The 16925-nt window shown below is 72.5% G+C and carries 14 protein-coding genes, 2 pseudogenes and 1 riboswitch; of the genes and pseudogenes, 6 read left to right on the top strand and 10 right to left on the bottom strand.

Annotated elements, in window-relative coordinates; all coding sequences use genetic code 11:
* Positions 1-30 precede the first annotated feature (30 nt).
* From OG936_RS09355 to OG936_RS09325, 7 genes are all read right to left on the bottom strand, one after another.
* The gene (locus tag OG936_RS09355) at positions 31-672 is read right to left on the bottom strand and encodes a hypothetical protein (RefSeq protein ID WP_383750741.1); all 642 of its coding nucleotides are present in this window, start codon (positions 670-672) and stop codon (positions 31-33) included.
* Positions 673-879: 207 nt separating this feature from the next.
* Positions 880-1737, bottom strand: coding sequence for an ECF transporter S component (locus tag OG936_RS09350; protein ID WP_406493847.1), 858 nt, complete (start codon positions 1735-1737; stop codon positions 880-882).
* Positions 1734-3464 carry an ABC transporter ATP-binding protein gene (locus OG936_RS09345; protein ID WP_406493846.1) on the bottom strand — a complete coding sequence of 577 codons (1731 nt, stop codon included), beginning with the start codon at positions 3462-3464 and terminating at the stop codon, positions 1734-1736. Before OG936_RS09345 ends, OG936_RS09350 begins: the two co-directional genes overlap by 4 nt.
* A complete protein-coding gene (locus tag OG936_RS09340; protein ID WP_406493844.1) occupies positions 3461-4615 on the bottom strand; it encodes an energy-coupling factor transporter transmembrane component T in 1155 nt (384 codons plus the stop codon). The genes OG936_RS09345 and OG936_RS09340 overlap by 4 nt, the downstream gene beginning before the upstream one ends.
* Positions 4612-5325, bottom strand: a complete 714-nt coding sequence (locus OG936_RS09335) for an SCO2322 family protein (RefSeq protein ID WP_406493842.1) — start codon at positions 5323-5325, stop codon at positions 4612-4614. The genes OG936_RS09340 and OG936_RS09335 overlap by 4 nt, the downstream gene beginning before the upstream one ends.
* Positions 5322-6596, bottom strand: coding sequence for a hypothetical protein (locus OG936_RS09330; RefSeq protein WP_406493841.1), 1275 nt, complete (start codon positions 6594-6596; stop codon positions 5322-5324). The genes OG936_RS09335 and OG936_RS09330 overlap by 4 nt, the downstream gene beginning before the upstream one ends.
* 109 nt (positions 6597-6705) lie before the next feature.
* A riboswitch (cobalamin riboswitch) is annotated at positions 6706-6841 on the bottom strand.
* A gap of 59 nt (positions 6842-6900) precedes the next feature.
* A complete protein-coding gene (locus OG936_RS09325) occupies positions 6901-7953 on the bottom strand; it encodes an MBL fold metallo-hydrolase (protein ID WP_406493839.1) in 1053 nt (350 codons plus the stop codon).
* 259 nt (positions 7954-8212) lie between these two features.
* Here OG936_RS09325 and OG936_RS09320 point away from each other — a divergent pair, with 259 nt between their 5' ends.
* Together OG936_RS09320 and OG936_RS09315 are read left to right on the top strand one after the other, a co-directional pair.
* Complete coding sequence (locus OG936_RS09320) at positions 8213-9673, top strand: aldehyde dehydrogenase (protein WP_383750723.1); 1461 nt, start codon at positions 8213-8215, stop codon at positions 9671-9673.
* Positions 9673-9906: a ferredoxin gene (locus OG936_RS09315; protein ID WP_266745905.1), complete on the top strand. Its 234-nt coding sequence runs from the start codon at positions 9673-9675 to the stop codon at positions 9904-9906. Before OG936_RS09320 ends, OG936_RS09315 begins: the two co-directional genes overlap by 1 nt.
* 153 nt (positions 9907-10059) lie before the next feature.
* Here OG936_RS09315 and OG936_RS09310 read toward each other — a convergent pair.
* Positions 10060-10161: pseudogene (locus tag OG936_RS09310) on the bottom strand (glycosyltransferase family 2 protein); the annotation flags it as partial.
* 213 nt (positions 10162-10374) lie between these two features.
* On the opposite strand from OG936_RS09310, the gene OG936_RS09305 reads away from it, so the two are divergent.
* Positions 10375-10779 (top strand): nuclear transport factor 2 family protein, encoded by a 405-nt coding sequence (locus OG936_RS09305; RefSeq protein ID WP_406493837.1) that lies wholly within the window; start codon positions 10375-10377, stop codon positions 10777-10779.
* Between the two features lie 58 nt (positions 10780-10837).
* Here the strand turns inward: OG936_RS09305 and OG936_RS09300 are convergent, their stop codons facing one another.
* Together OG936_RS09300 and OG936_RS09295 are read right to left on the bottom strand one after the other, a co-directional pair.
* Positions 10838-11362, bottom strand: coding sequence for a hypothetical protein (locus tag OG936_RS09300; protein ID WP_406493836.1), 525 nt, complete (start codon positions 11360-11362; stop codon positions 10838-10840).
* A gap of 492 nt (positions 11363-11854) precedes the next feature.
* Positions 11855-13330, bottom strand: a complete 1476-nt coding sequence (locus OG936_RS09295; protein ID WP_406493834.1) for a PHB depolymerase family esterase — start codon at positions 13328-13330, stop codon at positions 11855-11857.
* Positions 13331-13560: 230 nt separating this feature from the next.
* Between OG936_RS09295 and OG936_RS09290 the strand changes: the two are divergent.
* From OG936_RS09290 to OG936_RS09280, 3 genes and pseudogenes are all read left to right on the top strand, one after another.
* Positions 13561-13815, top strand: a pseudogene (locus OG936_RS09290) (aldo/keto reductase); the annotation flags it as partial.
* A 194-nt stretch (positions 13816-14009) separates the two neighbouring features.
* Positions 14010-14852 carry a 3-hydroxybutyrate dehydrogenase gene (locus OG936_RS09285; protein ID WP_406493832.1) on the top strand — a complete coding sequence of 281 codons (843 nt, stop codon included), beginning with the start codon at positions 14010-14012 and terminating at the stop codon, positions 14850-14852.
* A gap of 30 nt (positions 14853-14882) precedes the next feature.
* Positions 14883-16862, top strand: a complete 1980-nt coding sequence (locus OG936_RS09280) for a helix-turn-helix domain-containing protein (RefSeq protein ID WP_406493830.1) — start codon at positions 14883-14885, stop codon at positions 16860-16862.
* The last annotated feature ends 63 nt before the right edge of the window (positions 16863-16925 follow it).

Raw genomic sequence — 16925 nt, 5'->3', positions numbered from 1 at the left:
TGCCGCCGCGGCGAGGGGCGGACGTGCCGCTCAGTACGGCACGTGGGTGGGAAAGGTGGCGGTGGGGCCGAACAGGGTGGCGTATCCCTCTTCGTGCTGGCGGCGATGGCGCCCGGACCGGGGCACCTCGGGGACCGGGGTCGAGAGCGTGAGCCGTCCGTCGTTGGCGAGCTCCTGGACGCGCGTCAGCAGTGCCCGTACGTCCAGGCCGAGTTCGGCGGCGACCGTCTGTACGTCGAGACCGGACTCCCAGCTCCACAGCAGCACGGAGTCCATGCTGGGCGACCAGAAGACGGGGCTGTCCACCTCGGCGGGCGGCACCGGGAGAGGGGCCGGGGCCGGGACCGGTGGCGTATCCGGTGATGCGGCGAGCGGCGCGACGAGCGGTGCGACGGGCGCCTCTTCGCGCGGATGCGGTACGGGGGCCTCGGGTACGGAAGGAGGTTCGTCCGCCACCACCCGCACCGCTTTAACGGGCCGGTTCAGGAGCTCCTCCGCGAGGGACCGCGCGTCACCGCGGCCCACCGTACGTCGTGCCAATCGCACTTCGCGCTCGTTCAGGCCCATCAAGTCAGCGATCGAGCCGTCGTCGCCGACCGTGACGGCGAACGCCGCGAGCATCCTGCTCCGCTCCGCCTGCGCCTCGTCGAGCAACGCCTGTGCCAGGCGCATGCGTTCGTCGCTGGCGCAAAAAGCTTCCGCCAGAACAGTGTTCCGATCCCAGAATTCACGAGGTTCCACGTACGTGACAACGCTTCGGCGGCCGACGGGCACGGACAGCGGGCCAAAAAGCGCCTAAATGGACCAACGAGTAATTAAGCTCGCCAAGTTATATGAAATTGTCCATTTGCTGGGGGCCGGTACCCGGTCCGGCGACTACTACCCCGCTTCGTCGAGGACCGAGGGCCTGTGGGAGTCCTCACTCGCCGGGGCGTCGAATGTGACCCGGGCCTCGAAGGCGGCGCGGCGCGTGGCCCGGCGCAGCGCCTTCAGCAGCGTCGCGCCGATGGTCAGGGTCAGCACCACGGTGAGCACGGCCCGGCCGAGGTCCCAGCCGAGCGACGTGGCCGTGCAATAGGCGAGGAAGCGGACGAGGTTCTGCGGCAGCGGGTCCCCGGGGTGGAAGGAGATCCCCGAGCCGAGTCCGGGCACGATCGTCCAGCCGTACAGGTTCATCACCGTGCCGTACGCGAACGCCGCCACGAACCCGTACACCGCGAGCATCAGCAGCTCGGCCCGTCCGCGCAGCCGGTCCGGGCCCGGCAGCAGGCCCGCGCCCATCGCGAACCAGCCCATCGACAGCATCTGGAACGGCATCCACGGCCCCACCCCGCCGGTGAGCAGCGCGGACGCGAACATCGTCACCGAGCCCAGCACGAAGCCGAAGCCGGGCCCCAGCACCCGGCCGCTCAGCACCATCAGGAAGAACATCGGTTCCAGCCCCGCCGTGCCCGCGCCCAGCGGGCGCAGCGCGGCGCCGACCGCGGCCAGCACCCCCAGCATCGCCACGGCCTTCGCGTCGAGGCCGGAGTCCGCGATCATCGCGACGACCACGCCGACCAGCAGCGGCAGCAGCGCGGCGAACAGCCACGGCGCGTCCTGGGAGTGCGCCAGGCCGGAGTCGGCACCGGCCAGCAGCGGCCAGCCGAACGCGACCACGCCGATCGCGCTGATGAGGACGAGCGCGGCGATCGCGCGCGGCCCGAGCCTTACCGGCCGCGTCCGGTTCCCGCTCACGAGGCGGCTCCCAGCGCGCCGCGCACCTGCGCCACGGTCAGCCACTCCTGCGGGGCGAGGATCTTCGCGGTCTGCGGGGCGAAGGCCGGCGAGGAGACGACCACCTGCCGGGTCTCCCCGTCCGCGACGGTCTCCCCGTCGGCGAGTATCACCACCCGGTGCGCCAGCTCGGCGGCGAGCTCGACGTCGTGCGTGGCCAGGACGATCGCGTGGCCCTCGGCCGCGAGGCCGCGGAGCACCCCGACCAGCCGGGTCTTCGCCGCGTAGTCCAGGCCGCGGGTCGGCTCGTCCAGGAGCAGCAGCGGGGGCCTCGCGGTCAGCACGACGGCCAGGGCGAGCGCGAGGCGCTGACCCTCGGAAAGATCACGGGGATGGGTGTCGTCCGGCACGCCGGGCAGCAGCTCCGAGACCAGGGCGCGGCAGCTGCCCGCGGCGGCGCCCGCGTCGGCGTCGGCCGCCGCGCATTCGGCGGCGACCGTGTCCGCGTACAACAGGTCGCGTGGTTCCTGCGGTACGAGCCCGACCCGGCGCACCATGTCGCGCGGCGGCGTACGGTGCGGGGTCCGGCCGCCGACGAGGACGGTGCCCGTGGTGGGCTCGACCATGCCGACGAGCGTGGCCAGCAGGGTGGATTTGCCCGCACCGTTGCGGCCCATCAGCGCGACGGTCTCGCCGGCCGCGACGGCGAGCGTCACCCGGCGCAGCGCCTCGACGCGCCCGCGCCGTACGCCGAGCCGCTCGACCCGCGCCGGGGCATCCACGACGACCGGCTCGGAAGTGGTGGTGGTGGGTGCGCCGCGGCCCAGCAGCCGGGCGAGCACACCGCGCCGTACGCGGGTGGTGGCGGGGGCGGAGGGCAGCGGGGCCACGGCCGCCCCGGCCGGCACGGGTGACGGGGCGGGCAGCTGTGCCCGCGCCAGCCGCTCGCGCAGGTCCGACGCCCGGCGTCGGGCGTCGCGGACCGAGAGCGGCAGGGGTTCCCAGCCCGCCAGCCGCCCCAGTGCGACGACCGGCGGGTGGACCGGGGAGACGGCCATGATGTCCGCGGGCGCTCCCATGACCGGGGCGGCGCCCGGCGACGGCAGCAGGACGACCTGGTCCGCGTACTGCACCACCCGCTCCAGCCGGTGCTCCGCCATCAGGACCGTCGTGCCCAGGTCGTGCACCAGCCGCTGCAGCACGGCGAGGACCTCCTCGGCCGCCGCCGGGTCCAGCGCGGACGTCGGCTCGTCGAGGACCAGGACCTTCGGGTGCGGGGTGAGGACCGAGCCGATCGCGACCCGCTGCTGCTGGCCGCCCGAGAGCGTGGCGATCGGCCGGTCGCGCAGCCCGGCCAGACCCAGCAGATCGAGGGTCTCCTCGACCCGCCGCCGCATCACGCCGGGAGCCAGCCCCAGCGACTCCATCCCGTACGCCAGCTCGTCCTCGACCGTGTCGGTGACGAAGTGGGACAGCGGGTCCTGGCCCACCGTGCCGACCAGATCGGCGAGTTCACGTGGTTTGTGGGTACGGGTGTCGCGCCCGTCGATCGTGACCCGGCCGCGCAGCGTACCGCCGGTGAAGTGCGGCACGAGACCGGAAACGGCGCCCAGCAGCGTCGACTTGCCGACCCCGGACGGGCCGACGAGCAGCACCAACTCGCCCTCGGGCACGGTCAGATCGACCCCGCAGAGGGTGGGCCGCTCCGTCCCCTCGTACTGCACCGAGACCTGCTCGAACCGGATCACTCGATCTCCTTGGAACGCGGGGCGCCCGGCGACGGCGGCACGGGCGCCACCACCGCGGGCAGCAGCCCGATCAGCACCGCGGCCGCGGGCCACAGCGGAAGCACCGGCGCGGTCAGCGGCACGACGCCGGGGCGCAGCGCCTCCGCGTCGACACCGCCCGCCCAGATCATCGCCACGGCCACGGCGACCCCCGAACCCGCCACCAGCCAGGCCCGCGCACCCCACCGGTCGGGCCGGTAGCGGGTACGGACCGAGCGGGCCCCGCCGAGCCGCAGTCCGGCCAGCGCGGCCACCAGCCCGGCGACGAGCAGCGGCAGGCCGTACACCGCGCCCTGCGCGGCCAGCAGCCCGTACGTACCCGCGCACACCCCGAGCAGCCCGCCGAGCGTGAGGACGTTCGTGGTGTGCCGGACGGCGGGCGGGACCTGGGCGCTGCGCCCGTATCCGCGCGCGTCCATCGAGGCCGCCACCGCGACGGACCGCTCCAACGCGCCCTCCAGGACCGGCAGTCCGATCTGGAGGACCGCCTTGATACCGCCCGTCGGGCGGCCCCGCAGCCGCCGTGCGGTGCGCAGCCGCACCACATCGGCGACCATGTTCGGCGCGAACGTCATCGCGACGACGACGGCGACCCCCGCCTCGTACAGCGCACCCGGCAGCGACTTCAGCAGCCGGGCCGGGTTGGCGAGCGAGTTCGCCGCGCCGACGCAGATCAGCAGGGTCGCCAGCTTCGCCCCGTCGTACAGCGCGAAGAGCAGCTGCTCGGCGGTGACCCGGCCACCGATCCTGACCCCCTTCGCCCAGTCGGGCAGCGGCACTTCGGGGAGGGTGAACAGCGGATGCGTGCCGGGGATCGGCGAACCGAGGAAGACGGAGAAGACCAGCCGCACACCGACGACGAACAGCCCGATCTTGATGAAGGCCCCGTACGAACGGGCCCACGGCGCGTCCGTACGCCGCGCCGCGACCACATAGCCCGCCACCGCCACCAGCAGTCCGAGCAGCAGCGGATTGGTGGTCCGGGACGCGGCGGTGGCGAGGCCGAGCGCCCACAGCCACCAGGCCCCGGCGGGCAGCGCGTTGCTACGGGTCGCCCCGGGGGCGCGCAGCGGGCGGCGCGGCCGGACCGGGCCGGTGGTCGGGGCGGTCATCCGCGGCGGCGGGCCTGTACGACCGCGGCTATGCCGAGGACGAGTACGGCGCCGACACCGACGAGCACCCCGACGGACGGACCGCCACCGGAGTCGCCGGATCCACCGGAGGCGCTGGAGCCGCCGGCGGCGGAAGCGGAGGACCTGGCGGACTCGGCGGGAGCCGCGGATCCGGAGGCGGCAGGCGTCCCGTGCCCGTCGCCCGAGACCTGTTCGCCGCAGCCGGAGCCGGGATACCCGGATATGGCGCAGAGCAGCGCGGCGCTGCTGTAGCGCAGCGGCTTGGCCACCGAGGCGAGCGCCTCCGCGGTGCTGGCGTCCGGGGCGACCTGTGCGCACGCGGTACGCGACGCGGGCGGCGTCTCGCCGGCCGGGGCGTCCGCCGCGGTGCCCGGATCGATGACCAGCGCGACCCGCTTACTGCCGTCCTTGGCCGGGGTGCCCGCGCAGATCTTCGCGAAGTCGGGGGAGTGGCGCGGTTTCGCCGCGTCCTGGGAGTCCTTGCTCACGGCGAAGCGGAAGCCCTGCACCGCGCCGTCGTCCGGCCGGACCAGGGACGGGCCCTGGGTGGCGTACGTCCAGCCGGTGCCGGAGCCCTCCCAGAACGACCAGTACCGGTAGCCCGCCGCCTGGGCCGTCCCCGCGCCGAGCACGGCCAGGACGGCGCTCAGGACCACCAGGAGAGCGGCGGTCCTTCCCGCCCGCCTCACAGCTGCCGGTTCTTCCGGCGGCCGCTGATCAGGAAGCCGGCGCCCGCACCGACGACGAGACCGATGCCGACGTACCACCACACACCGCCGATCACGTCGTCGCCGCTGTGGACCTCGTCCTTCTCCGTCGCCACGTACCCGGTGTCGGCGGTCGGGTCGGGCGTCGTGATCGCCGCGGGCGCGGGGCCGGTCGCGTTCAGCCGGTCGACGAGGTTGACGCCGCCGAAGTGGCGGGCGTCGGCGCCGGCCGCGTGCGCGGCCAGGATCAGCTGCGCGTAGGCGGCCGGGCCGCCCTGCTCGGCCCAGGACCCGGAGTTCTTCTTCAGCCAGGTCATGGCCTTGGCGGTCTCGTCCTGGTGGCCCGCGGCGGACAGCGCGACGACCGCGTCCGCGGTGTTGCCGAAGTCGGGCTGCGGGGTGGAGTCGGCGGCGCCGGGCATCGGCGCCAGGTCGAGGTGACCGCTGGTGGCGAGGGCACCTGCAAGGAAGTGGGCGCCGTTCTGGGCGGCCTGCTCGGGCGTGAGACCGGAGCCGGGGTGGCAGCTGGGCGCCTTGGAGGAGGTGTTGTTCCCGACGGCCAGGGCCTTGCCCATCGTGCCGAGCACGGCGGCCGCGGTGGCGTCCGCGTTGGCGGCGAGCTTCCCGGCCTTGTCGGGCTGGTAGGCGAAGGCACCGCCGTCCTTGCCGCCGCACGGGATCGCGAGCGCCAGCAGCGGGTCGTAGGGGGTCTTGCCGCCGGGGGTGGTGATGTCGCCGAGCCGCTGGCCCTGCCGGGCGAGGGCGCCGATCACGAGCGAGGTGGAGTTGGCGTCGCTGGCCGCGCCCGCGGCGTAGCCCCAGCCGCCGTCCTCGTTCTGCACGGACTTCAGCCAGCGGACCGAGTCGTTCACGGTCTCCCGGTGCCCGCCCACCTCGACGAGCGCCTGGACGGCGGCCGCGGTGGCGTTGGTGTCCAGCATGGTCTTGTCGGTGCACGGCTGGGAGACGTCGGGCCGGTACGCGGCGTAGGCGCCGTTGGAGCACTGCTGGGCGATCAGCCAGTCCACCGCCTTCGCGGCGGGCGTGACGCCCTCTACCCGCTGGGCGAGGAAGGCCAGCGACTGCCGCCAGACACCGTCGTAGGTGGGGTCCTTCGTGCCGTACAGCCCGGACGGCAGTGCGGCGGACGGCGAGGACGACGGGGACGGCGCTGCGATCGCGACCGGGGCAGCGGCCGCACAGAGCACGGTGGCGGTGGCGGCGAGCGTTGCTGCTCTGCGGCGTACGGTCATGGCGGGCGGGGCCTCTCCTGCGGGGGGATCCGGGCACAGGCACGCTCACGCACCAGGCTCCGGCCCCGTATACCTCGACGGTGCCGACCACCGGGGTTCCGGTGGCCGCGAGCCGGTCACGACCGCGGACAGGGCATTCCGACTCACCGTCCTGGACGACGGTTCACGGCTGCGTGGTCAGTGCCGGATTTGCACCGGCTTCCCCCTGAACGGGCATGATGACGACTCGCACACTCTACCGGGCGGCTCCGGACGGACTCCGGGCCGGTGGCGGCGCGGGCCCGCTGCCGCCGTAGCCGGGTGGTCACACCGCGATGTACGTCACCGGCTCGCTCCCCGCCACCGCCTCCGCGCGACCCAGCTTCACCAGCCGCCGCAGATGCGCCTCGGCCTCCGAGACGGCGATGTTCCGCGAACCGTGCGGGATCTGCTCCCAGGGCCGGTTCCACTCCATCCGCTCGGCCAGCTCCCACGGAGTCAGCGGTGTGGCCAGCAGCGCGAGCAGCCCGGTCAGCCGGTCCTCGTGGTGGTCCAGGAGTTCCCGTACGCGCCCCGCGGAATCCGCGAACGCGTACTGATGGGCGGGCAGCACCTCCGCGGCCCCGAGCCCGCCGATGCGCTCCAGCGAGTCGAGGTAGTCGCCGAGGGGGTCGGTGACCGTCGTGTCGTCCGGGTCCTCGTACAGCCCGATGTGCGGGCTGATCCCCGGCAGCAGATGATCGCCCGAGAAGAGCCTCCCCCGCCCCGGCAGATTGCCCGGATGCTCCTCCTCCAGATGCAGACAGACATGGCCGGGCGTGTGCCCCGGCGTCCAGATGGCCCGCAGCGTGCGCCCCGCCAGATCGAGAAGCTCCCCGGGGACGATCTCCCGGTCCGGAAGCGCGGCCCGCAGCCCCGGCAGGGTCCGCATCCGGCCCCCGTCCGCCGCGGCGGCCCGCAACGGCGCGAGATGCTCCTCGGGCGCACCGACCGTGGTGAGCTTCGCCACCAGGTACTTCAGCCAGGTACCCGGTTCCGACTCCCGGGTCCGGCGCACGATCGCCGCGTCCGCCGCGTGCATGGCGATCCAGGCCCCGGACGCCTCACGGACCTGCCCGGACAGCCCGTGGTGATCGGGGTGGTGGTGGGTGATGACCACCCCGTGGATGTCACCGACACCCGTCCCGACGGCGTCGAGCCCGGCGGTGAGCGTGTCCCACGCCTCCGGATCGTCCCAACCCGTGTCGATCAGGACCGGCCCGCGATCGGTGTCGAGGACGTGCACGAGGGTGTGGCCGAGTGGATTGTCCGGGATGGGGACCTTGATGCTGTGCACGCCCCCGCCGTGGTCGGTCACCTGCGCGGTCACCTGTGTCATGGGGCCCCATCTCTCTCTCGGCGGCGTGCAGTTGTGGTACGTCGCGCCCACTGTAACCAGAACTTGTTTCAGTAGTAGCCGGTCGACTGTCCGTAGGTGGTGCGCACACGTCGTGCGCCGTGGGCGGTGAGGGGCGATCCGTTGTGCCCGGGCGGGCTTCGTCGCGGCCGTGGACTCCTGGAACTGGAACTGGTATCAGTTCTGACACAGAGTCAGACAATGAGTCGGGTAACGTGCCGGGCCGCGGGAGGCAGCAGCCATGACCGAGCTTGTCGAACACGGAAAACTTTTCATCGGCGGGGAGTTGGTCGATCCGCTGGGCCGGGATGTCATCGAGGTCATCTCCCCGCACACCGAACAGGTCATCGGCCGGGTGCCGCATGCCTGCGAGGGGGACGTGGACCGAGCCGTCGCCGCCGCCCGACGGGCGTTCGACGACGGGCCCTGGCCGCGGATGACCGTGGACGAACGGATCGCGGTGATCACCCGGATCAAGGACGCGTTCGCCGCGCGGTACGAGGAGATCGCCCGGGTCATCAGCACGGAGAACGGCACCCCGTACACGTCGAGTGTCATGGTGCAGGCGCTCGCCGCGATGATGGTGTGGGACGCGGCGATCACCGTCGCCCGCGGCTTCTCGTACGAGGAGCGCCGGGACGGGGCGCTCGGGCCGCTGCTCGTGCGCCGGGAGCCGGTGGGGGTGGTCGCGGCCGTGGTGCCGTGGAACGTCCCGCAGTTCACCGCCGCCGCGAAACTCGCGCCCGCGCTGCTGGCCGGCTGCTCCGCCGTACTCAAGGTCTCGCCCGAATCCCCTCTGGACGCCTACATCCTGGCCGAGATCGTCGCCGAGGCGGGGCTGCCGGAGGGGGTGCTCTCGATCCTGCCGGCCGACCGCGAGGTCAGCGAGTACCTGGTCGGGCATTCCGGCGTCGACAAGGTGTCGTTCACCGGGTCCGTGGCCGCGGGACGCCGGGTGATGGAGGTCGCCTCCCGCAACCTCACCCGCGTCACGCTGGAACTGGGCGGCAAGTCCGCCGCCGTGATCCTCCCGGACGCCGACCTGGACGCGGCCGTCGCGGGCATCGTCCCCTTCGCCTGGATGATCAACGGCCAGGCGTGTGTGGCCCAGACCCGCATCCTCGTGCCGCGTTCCCGCTACGACGAGACGGCCGAGGCGTTCGCTGCCGCGGCGGGTGCGCTGAAGGTCGGGGACCCGCTCGACCCCGCCACCGAACTCGGCCCCCTCGTCGCGCGACGCCAGCAGCAGCGCTCGCTCGACTACATCCGGATCGGCCAGGACGAGGGCGCCAAGATCCTTACCGGCGGCGGCCGCCCGGCCTCCCAGGAGCGGGGCTGGTACGTCGAGCCGACCCTCTTCGGCGACGTCGACAACTCCATGCGCGTCGCCCGTGAGGAGATCTTCGGTCCGGTCATCTGCCTGCTGCCGTACGGCGACGAGGACGAGGCCGTACGGATCGCCAACGACTCGGACTACGGCCTCAGCGGCAGCGTCTGGACCGCCGACACCGAGCGCGGCATCGACGTCGCCCGTCGGGTCAGGACGGGCACGTACAGCGTGAACACCTTCAGCCTCGACATGCTCGGCCCCTTCGGCGGCTACAAGAACTCGGGGATGGGACGGGAGTTCGGCCCCGAGGGATACGCCGAGTACTTCGAGCACAAGATGATTCACCTGCCGGCCGGATACGAGGGGGCGTGATGGGGGACCGCTGGAACGTCGAGGTCGACCGCGGGGTCTGCATCGGCTCCGGGATGTGCGTGAACCAGGCACCGGGCGGATTCACGCTGGACTCCGCCCGGCAGTCCCACCCGTCGGCCCCGGAGACCGACGCCAACGAGACGATCCTCGCCGCGGCCGAGGGGTGCCCGGTCGAGGCGATCACGATCACGCTGATCGGCTCGGGGGAGGCCGTCTTCCCGCCGGAGGAGTAGGCGCAGGAGCGGACGAGGCGGCGACGGGTCGCAAGCCGATGCGCATGACGATCCGTCTGAGCGTGGGCCTGTGCGGTCGATGCAGGCCAGGTCGGGGGCGAGGCGGTCGGTCCGTTTCCTGAGCTGACCGGTTCCGGGTCGTCCATCAGGTCGGATGACGGGTGGGCGACCCAGCCGTGTCATCCGCCAGACCGTGCGCCGGCGCATCGGCCGCCGGGGCGGGCACGGCGTCCGTACGCCTTCGAGGAATCCGCCCCTGAACGTGTCGCCGGACCGGGCGCCAGGCATCTCCATGCATCATGAGTTGTCCGATCTTGATCCGCAGCTGTCCTGAAGCCAGTCGCTGCGTCGGGCGGTCTGCGCTGTTACCGGTGCCCATGACGTTCAACGGCCCAGCATCCTGGGGGAAGCCTCGAAGCGTTACCAGGTCCCCGGATCGCTCCGGTCGTCTGCAGAAGGAACAATGCGATGGATCCTGATACGCGGACCAGGGCCGCACTCGAGGAACACTGGCGGGCATCGGAACGCGGGGATACCGAAGCCGAGCACGCCATCTACGCTGCGGACGCGATCCTCGACTACCCCCAGTCAGGTGAACGATTCCGGGGCCGAGCGACGATTTCGGCGCAACGCGGCGGGCACCCGGCCAGTCGGCACTTCACCGTTCACCGGATCGTCGGCAGCGGGGATCTGTGGGTGAGCGAGTGCGTCATCACGTACGACGGGGTGCCCAGCCGCTCAGTGAGCATTATGGAATTTGCCCACGGGCACGTGGTGCACGAGACGCAGTACTTCGCGGACGCCTTCGGTGCGCCTGAATGGCGGACAGCACTCGCGGAGCCGATGCCGGGCAGGAATATCGCCAGGGCCTGACCCACCATCGAAGTGGCCGACGTCCTGGCTCGGGACATGGCCTGGTTCTGGAGGTCGTTCATGGCGTGGGTGCCGGCGGCGTGGGCGTGATGGATACCTGGTTGCCGTCCGGGCCGACGTGGACCGTGACGGCGTTCGGCAGGTGCACGTTGGTGGCCGAGAGGTAGACGGTGTCCGAGGCCGGGTCGAAGTAGAGCTCTGCGGAGTCGGCGCGCACCAGGCGCTCGTCGAGCACTCTGCTGTGCATCCACTGCGCCCCCGTTGGTGCGAACTCGGTGAGTTCCGCGGGAATGGAGATGCTTTCGGGTTCGGTCCCGACGGCCGCCGGCTGCATCTGCGCGGACGCCGTCAGGGCGGCCACCGAGCCGGGGGCGAGCTTCATGAGGGCGCTGACGTGGTAGTCCGTAGGGCCGGGCACTCGGCTGTCCGCGCCGGGGGCCTTTTGCTGCCAGTGCGCCGAGACGATCCGGCCGAGCTTCGGCAGGCGCTTGGCCAGCGGCTCGGTGTCGGTGTCGATCTCGGCGGCCTTCGGGGACGTGGCCTTCGCGTCGGCGGCGGGTCCGACCGCGCAGCCTGTGGCCACAGTTGCCGCCAGTAGGAGTGCGCTTACCCGTACAAGAGATCTCTTGTGATCCGTCACTGCTTCCCCCACCGTGCTCACGATCTGCTATTCCATCACGCGGCCTGTGAGGGGCAACCGGTGCGCTCACGGAGCCTGCCGGGGCGGACGGCGACCCTGCTGTTCGAGCTGCGACCGTGGAGTAGGGCGATGTGCGCTCGGACGTGAACCGGACGCCGTTCTCGGCCTCTTGTGGACATCGGCGTAGCCGCCGACGGCACCGTCTACCACGTCAACTCCGACGGAGCCATCTACCGCTACACCGGAGACCAGCCGAGCTGAGCTCGGACAGCAGCTCCGAGGGGCCCATGTCCGGATCGCATGGGTCCCGCCTCCTTTCCACCGGGCACTGCCAGACCGCACCGTCCGGAACGGCACCGATCCGGTGGGCGCGACGAAGGATGCCGAACTCCGGCGCAGGACGAATGAGCCGGCCCTCGACGGACCGGGCGCCGCTCAGGTCGCGCACCCGCTGTCCGCGATCACGAAATGGCCCGCCGGTGATTCCCGCAGCGTGTGGGTGACGAAGACGTTGTACAGGCCCATGTTCTCGTTCGAGCCGTTCGCGTACGTGTATCCGCCCGTGGTGTGCGCCCTCCCCGCCGTGACGTGCGCGTAGTTGGTCGCCGTGAAGCACTGGGCGGGCGTACCGCCGGTCGTGGTCGCCGTCACCTGGGGCGAGGCAGTGCCGGGCGTGCCCGAACCGTCGACCGTCGTCACCGTGTACTGGTAGGCCGTACCGGCAATGAGGCCCGTGTCCGTGTACGTCGTGGAGGTGGGGGAGGCGACCTTCGTACCGTTGCGGTGGACGGTGTACGAGGCCGCGCCCGGGACCGCGTTCCAGGACAGGGAGGCGCTGTGCGCCGTGACGGCGGTGACCCGCAGGCCGGACGGGGCGGGGAGTCGGTCGCCGCCGCCCGGTGTGCCCCGGTCCAGGCCCCAGAAGACGCCCGTGTAGTACGTCGAGCAGATGGTGTTCAGGAAGTACGCCGCCGTGCTCCCGCACTGGCCGGTACCGGAGCCGGGGCCTACGGCGAGGCCGTGGCCCATGCCGGAGACGGAGTACGTCGCCACGGCGGGCTTCCCGGTGGCGTCGGCGTCGTTGTAGACGCTGCGGGTCGTGTTCCCGGGGAGGGTGTCCGTGGACGACGGGGTCTGGCCGATGCCCCAGACGTCCGTCCACTGGTCGCGCAGGGCCGTGGCGTTGGCGGGATACACGGTGTAGTCGGAGGTGCCCTGCCAGATCGCCACGCGGGGCCAGGGGCCGGAGTATCCGGGATAGGAGCCGCGCACCTTGTCGCCCCACTGTGCGGCCGTCAGCTTCTGCGGGCCCGTCTGGCAGCCGGACGCGGCGGACTGGCTCGTCGCGCACTGGGCGGGCAGGCCCGACGCCACGGAACCGCCCGCGAACACGTCCGGGTACGCGGCCAGCAGGTCGGCCGTCATCCCGCCGCCCGCCGACAGGCCGGTGACGTACACCCGGCGTGCGTCCGAGCCGTACTGCTGCTTCGCGTACTCCACCATCTGCACGATCGAGGCGGCCTCGCCCTTGCCCCTGGTGTCCTCGGCCGGGTCGAACCAGCCGAAGCAGGACAGGGCGTTGTTGGCCGACGTGGTCTGCGGGAAGACTACGGCGAAGCCCCACAGATCGGCGTACTTCGGCCAGCCCGAATGGGTGTAGTAGGCGTCGGCGGTCTGCGTGCAGCCGTGCAGGGCGATCACCAGCGGCGCGTTCGCGGGCAGACCCGCGGGAGCGTACTCGTACATCTGCAGATTGCCCGGGTTGGTGCCGAAGCCGGTGACCTGCTCCAGGCCACCGGCGGCAGCGGCCGGCCGCGCCGCCGCCACGGTGCTCAGCGTCGCCGCGACGAGTGCGAGAGTGGCCGTGGAGGCGACGCGCCGGAACAGGCGTCGCAGGATCGATGGGCGCACGGGTGCCTCCCTGTACGGAACTGTCGGGGCAGTGCCGGGTGTGTGCGTCGTTGATGAGTGCGCGGCGGACGCTATGAGACCGGGCCTCCGACGCCCATGGGCCCCGCGGACACTCCACCGTCCCGGCTGTGTGCCGCGCCGCTCTTGCGCGTGTTGACATCGAGTGCGCTCCAACACGCAGACTCCCCGTCAACGCCCGTACAGAGACAGGCTGCTGAGAAGGGATACGCATGCGCTACCGCACGATCGGCACCGACCCCGCCACCCGCCGGCAGGTGAGTGTGCTCAGCCTCGGCGCCATGCTGATGGGCACGCTCACCGACGAGGCGACGTCGTTCGCGATCCTCGACCGGTACGCCGAAGCCGGCGGCACCTTCGTCGACACGTCGAACAACTACGCGTTCTGGGTCCACGGCACCCGGGGCGGGGAGAGCGAGAAGCTGCTCGGCCGCTGGCGCCGCAGCCGCGGGGTCGGGGACGAGCTGACCGCCGAGCAGCGGGCGGCGCTCGACGCGGCCCACTGACAGCCTTGGACGCGATGCCCCGATCGCTCCGGACGCTGCCCGCTCACGGCCCCCGGCGAGGGCCCGCACCATGTATGCCGCCACCATGCCAACGTACGACGGTGTGTGCACCGACCCCGTGTGACGCGGGCTCCGGCCTCCTTACGGTGACGACCATGGAGACTCCTCAGAGCCCGGATCACGGGCCCGCCCCGCACGCCGCCCCGGCCACCGTCCCGCCGCTCGCCACCGGTTCCTCGCCGTCGCCCACGGACCGGCTCCTCGCCGGACGCACCGCCCTGGTCACGGGGGCGGCGAGCGGGATCGGGCGGGCCTGCGCACAGGCCCTGGCCGCCGCGGGCGCCCACGTCCACGTGGTGGACAAGGCCGCCGACGCCGCCGAGGACCTGGCCCGGGCGATCGGCGGGACGGCGTGGGTCCTCGATCTCTCCGTCCCCGACGCGGTCGACACGCTGCCCGCCGACGCGGACATCGTGGTCAACAACGCCGGGCTCCAGCACGTCGCCCCCGTGCACGCGTTTCCGCCGGACCGCTTCGCGCTGATCCAGCGGGTCATGGTGGAGGCCCCGTTCCGCATCTTGCGCCGGACCCTGCCGAGCATGTACGAACGCGGCTGGGGGCGCGTGGTCAACATCTCGTCCGTCCATGGTCTGCGGGCCAGCCCCTACAAATCGGCCTATGTGACGGCCAAGCACGCATTGGAGGGACTCAGCAAGGTGGTCGCGCTCGAAGCGGCGGAGCACGGGGTGACGAGCAACTGCGTCAACCCCGGGTACGTACGCACGCCCCTGGTCGAGAACCAGATCGCGGACCAGGCCCGCGCGCACGGCATCTCCGAGGAGGAAGTCGTGAGCCGGATCATGCTGGAACGCAGCGCGATCAAGCGCCTGATCGAAACCGATGAGGTCGCCGAAGCCGTGCTGTGGCTCTGCGGGCCGCGTACCGGGCACATCACCGGCACCTCCCTCTCCATGGACGGCGGCTGGACCGCCAACTGATCCCCCGCCCCCTACGAACGCCGGTCGCCCATGTCTGAACCATCCGCCTCCGCCGCGCCCCATCTGCGGCGCCTCCTCGACCTGCTGGCCGACGGCGCCCCCGCCGAGGCGCTGGGCGCCGTCTCCTCACAGGCGCGGGCCGCCGGGGTGCCCGCAGGCGATCTGGCGGAGGTGGAGCGGGCCACCGCCACCGCCCTGCGGATCAGGGGTGCCCTGCGTCAGCACCGGCGCCGCGAGCTCCAGCTCACCGCGCTCTTCGACACGGCGGGCGACCTGGCCGCCTCGCGCGACCTGGACGACGTGCTGAACGCCATCGTCCGCCGCGCCAGGGTGCTGCTCGGCACGGACACCGCGTATCTCACGCTCCCCGACGAGGAGGCCGGGGACACCTACATGCGGGTCACCGACGGGTCGGTGTCGGTGCTCTTCCAGCGGCTGCGGCTGGAGCTCGGCCATGGGCTCGGCGGTCTCGTGGCGCAGACCGCGAGCCCGTACGCGACCCCCGACTACCGCACCGACGAGCGCTTCCACCACACCCGCAACATCAACGCCGGGGTGCTCGACGAAGGGCTCGTCGCCATCCTGGGCGTGCCCCTGCTCCTGGGCTCCAGCCGCGGCGGTACGGGAAAGGTCATCGGCGTCCTCTTCGCCGCCGACCGCGCGCCGCGCGTCTTCAGCCCCGACGAGGTCGCCCTGCTGTGCTCGCTCGCCGCGCACGCCGCGATCGCCATCGACACCGCGCGCGCACTCGCCGACACCCGGTCCGCGCTGGACGAACTCGCCGAGACGAACGCTGAGCTGGCCGAGGCCAACGCGGCCGTACGGGCCCACTCGGCGGCCATGCAACGGGCCGAGGAGTCCCACGACCGGCTGACCGATCTGGTGCTGCGCGGCCGCGACGTCAAGGACGTCGCGGCGGCGGTCGCGGGGCTGCTGGACTCCCCGCTCACCATCCACGACCCCGGCGGGCGGCCCCTGGCGGCCGTCCGGCCCGACGGTGCGGACTTCGCGGCCGACAGCATGGACGCCGGGTGGCTGGCCGAGACCGCCGAGGAGTCCCGTACGGGAGCCCGCGCCGTGTACCGCGACGGGCGGGTGATCTGCGCCGTCCTCGCCGGGCAGGAACTCCTGGCCGGCCTGGTCCTGCACCGCCGCGCACCGCTCGACGACTCCGACCGTCGGCTGTTCGAGCGGGCCTCGGTGGTCACGGGTCTCCTGCTGCTGTTGCGGCGCACGGTCGCCGAGACCGAGAACCGGGTCCGCGGCGAGCTGATCAGCGACCTGCTCAGCGACCCGGACCGCGACCCGGCCGGGCTCGCCGAACGCGGCCGGCGCCTCGGCATCGACCTCGACCGCCCGCATCTGCTGCTGGTGGCCGAGAGCGGCACCAGGGAGCGGCTGGCCCCTGCCGCGATGCGCTATCTGTTCGGCGGTGACATTCACGGAGTGAGCGCCGAACACGCCGGGAACGTGGTGCTGTTGATCGATGCCGGTGACCCCGGCCCGGTCGCCGGTGACGCGGCGCGCGTGGCGGCGGCGCAGCTCGGGCAGCTGATCCAGGCCCCCGTCACCGTCGCCGCCACCGGGCCGGCCCGCGGCGCCAGGGAGCTGGCCTCCGCGTACGGGGAGGCCGCCCGCTGCCTGCGCGCCATGCGGGTCCTGGGGCGTACGGGGGAAGGCGCGTGCGTCGGAGAACTCGGCTTCCTGGGCGTTGTGCTGGGCGACGCCCAGGATGTCGACGGCTTCGTCTCCGCGACGCTGGGGCCCTTGCTGGAGTACGACGCGCAGCGCGGCACCCATCTCGTGCGGACGCTGGACGCCTATTTCGGGTCCGGGGGCAGCCTCATCCGAGCCAAGGACGAACTCCACGTGCACGTCAACACGGTGGTGCAACGGCTGGACCGGGTGCAGGTGCTGCTGGGGCACGACTGGAACGAGCCCGGGCGGGCGCTGGAGCTGCAACTCGCCTTGCGGCTGCATGCGTTGACGGGCGAAGGGCAGGAGCGGTAGGGGCCGTCCGGCCGCTTGAGGGACGGGTTGCGCCGGCTCCCCGTGTCCTCGAGCGCCGGACGG

Source organism: Streptomyces sp. NBC_00846 (assembly GCF_045207325.1).
Lineage (GTDB): Bacteria > Actinomycetota > Actinomycetes > Streptomycetales > Streptomycetaceae > Streptomyces.
Note: the sequence above shows the minus strand (reverse complement) of the source record. Positions and strands in the feature narration are given on the sequence as shown.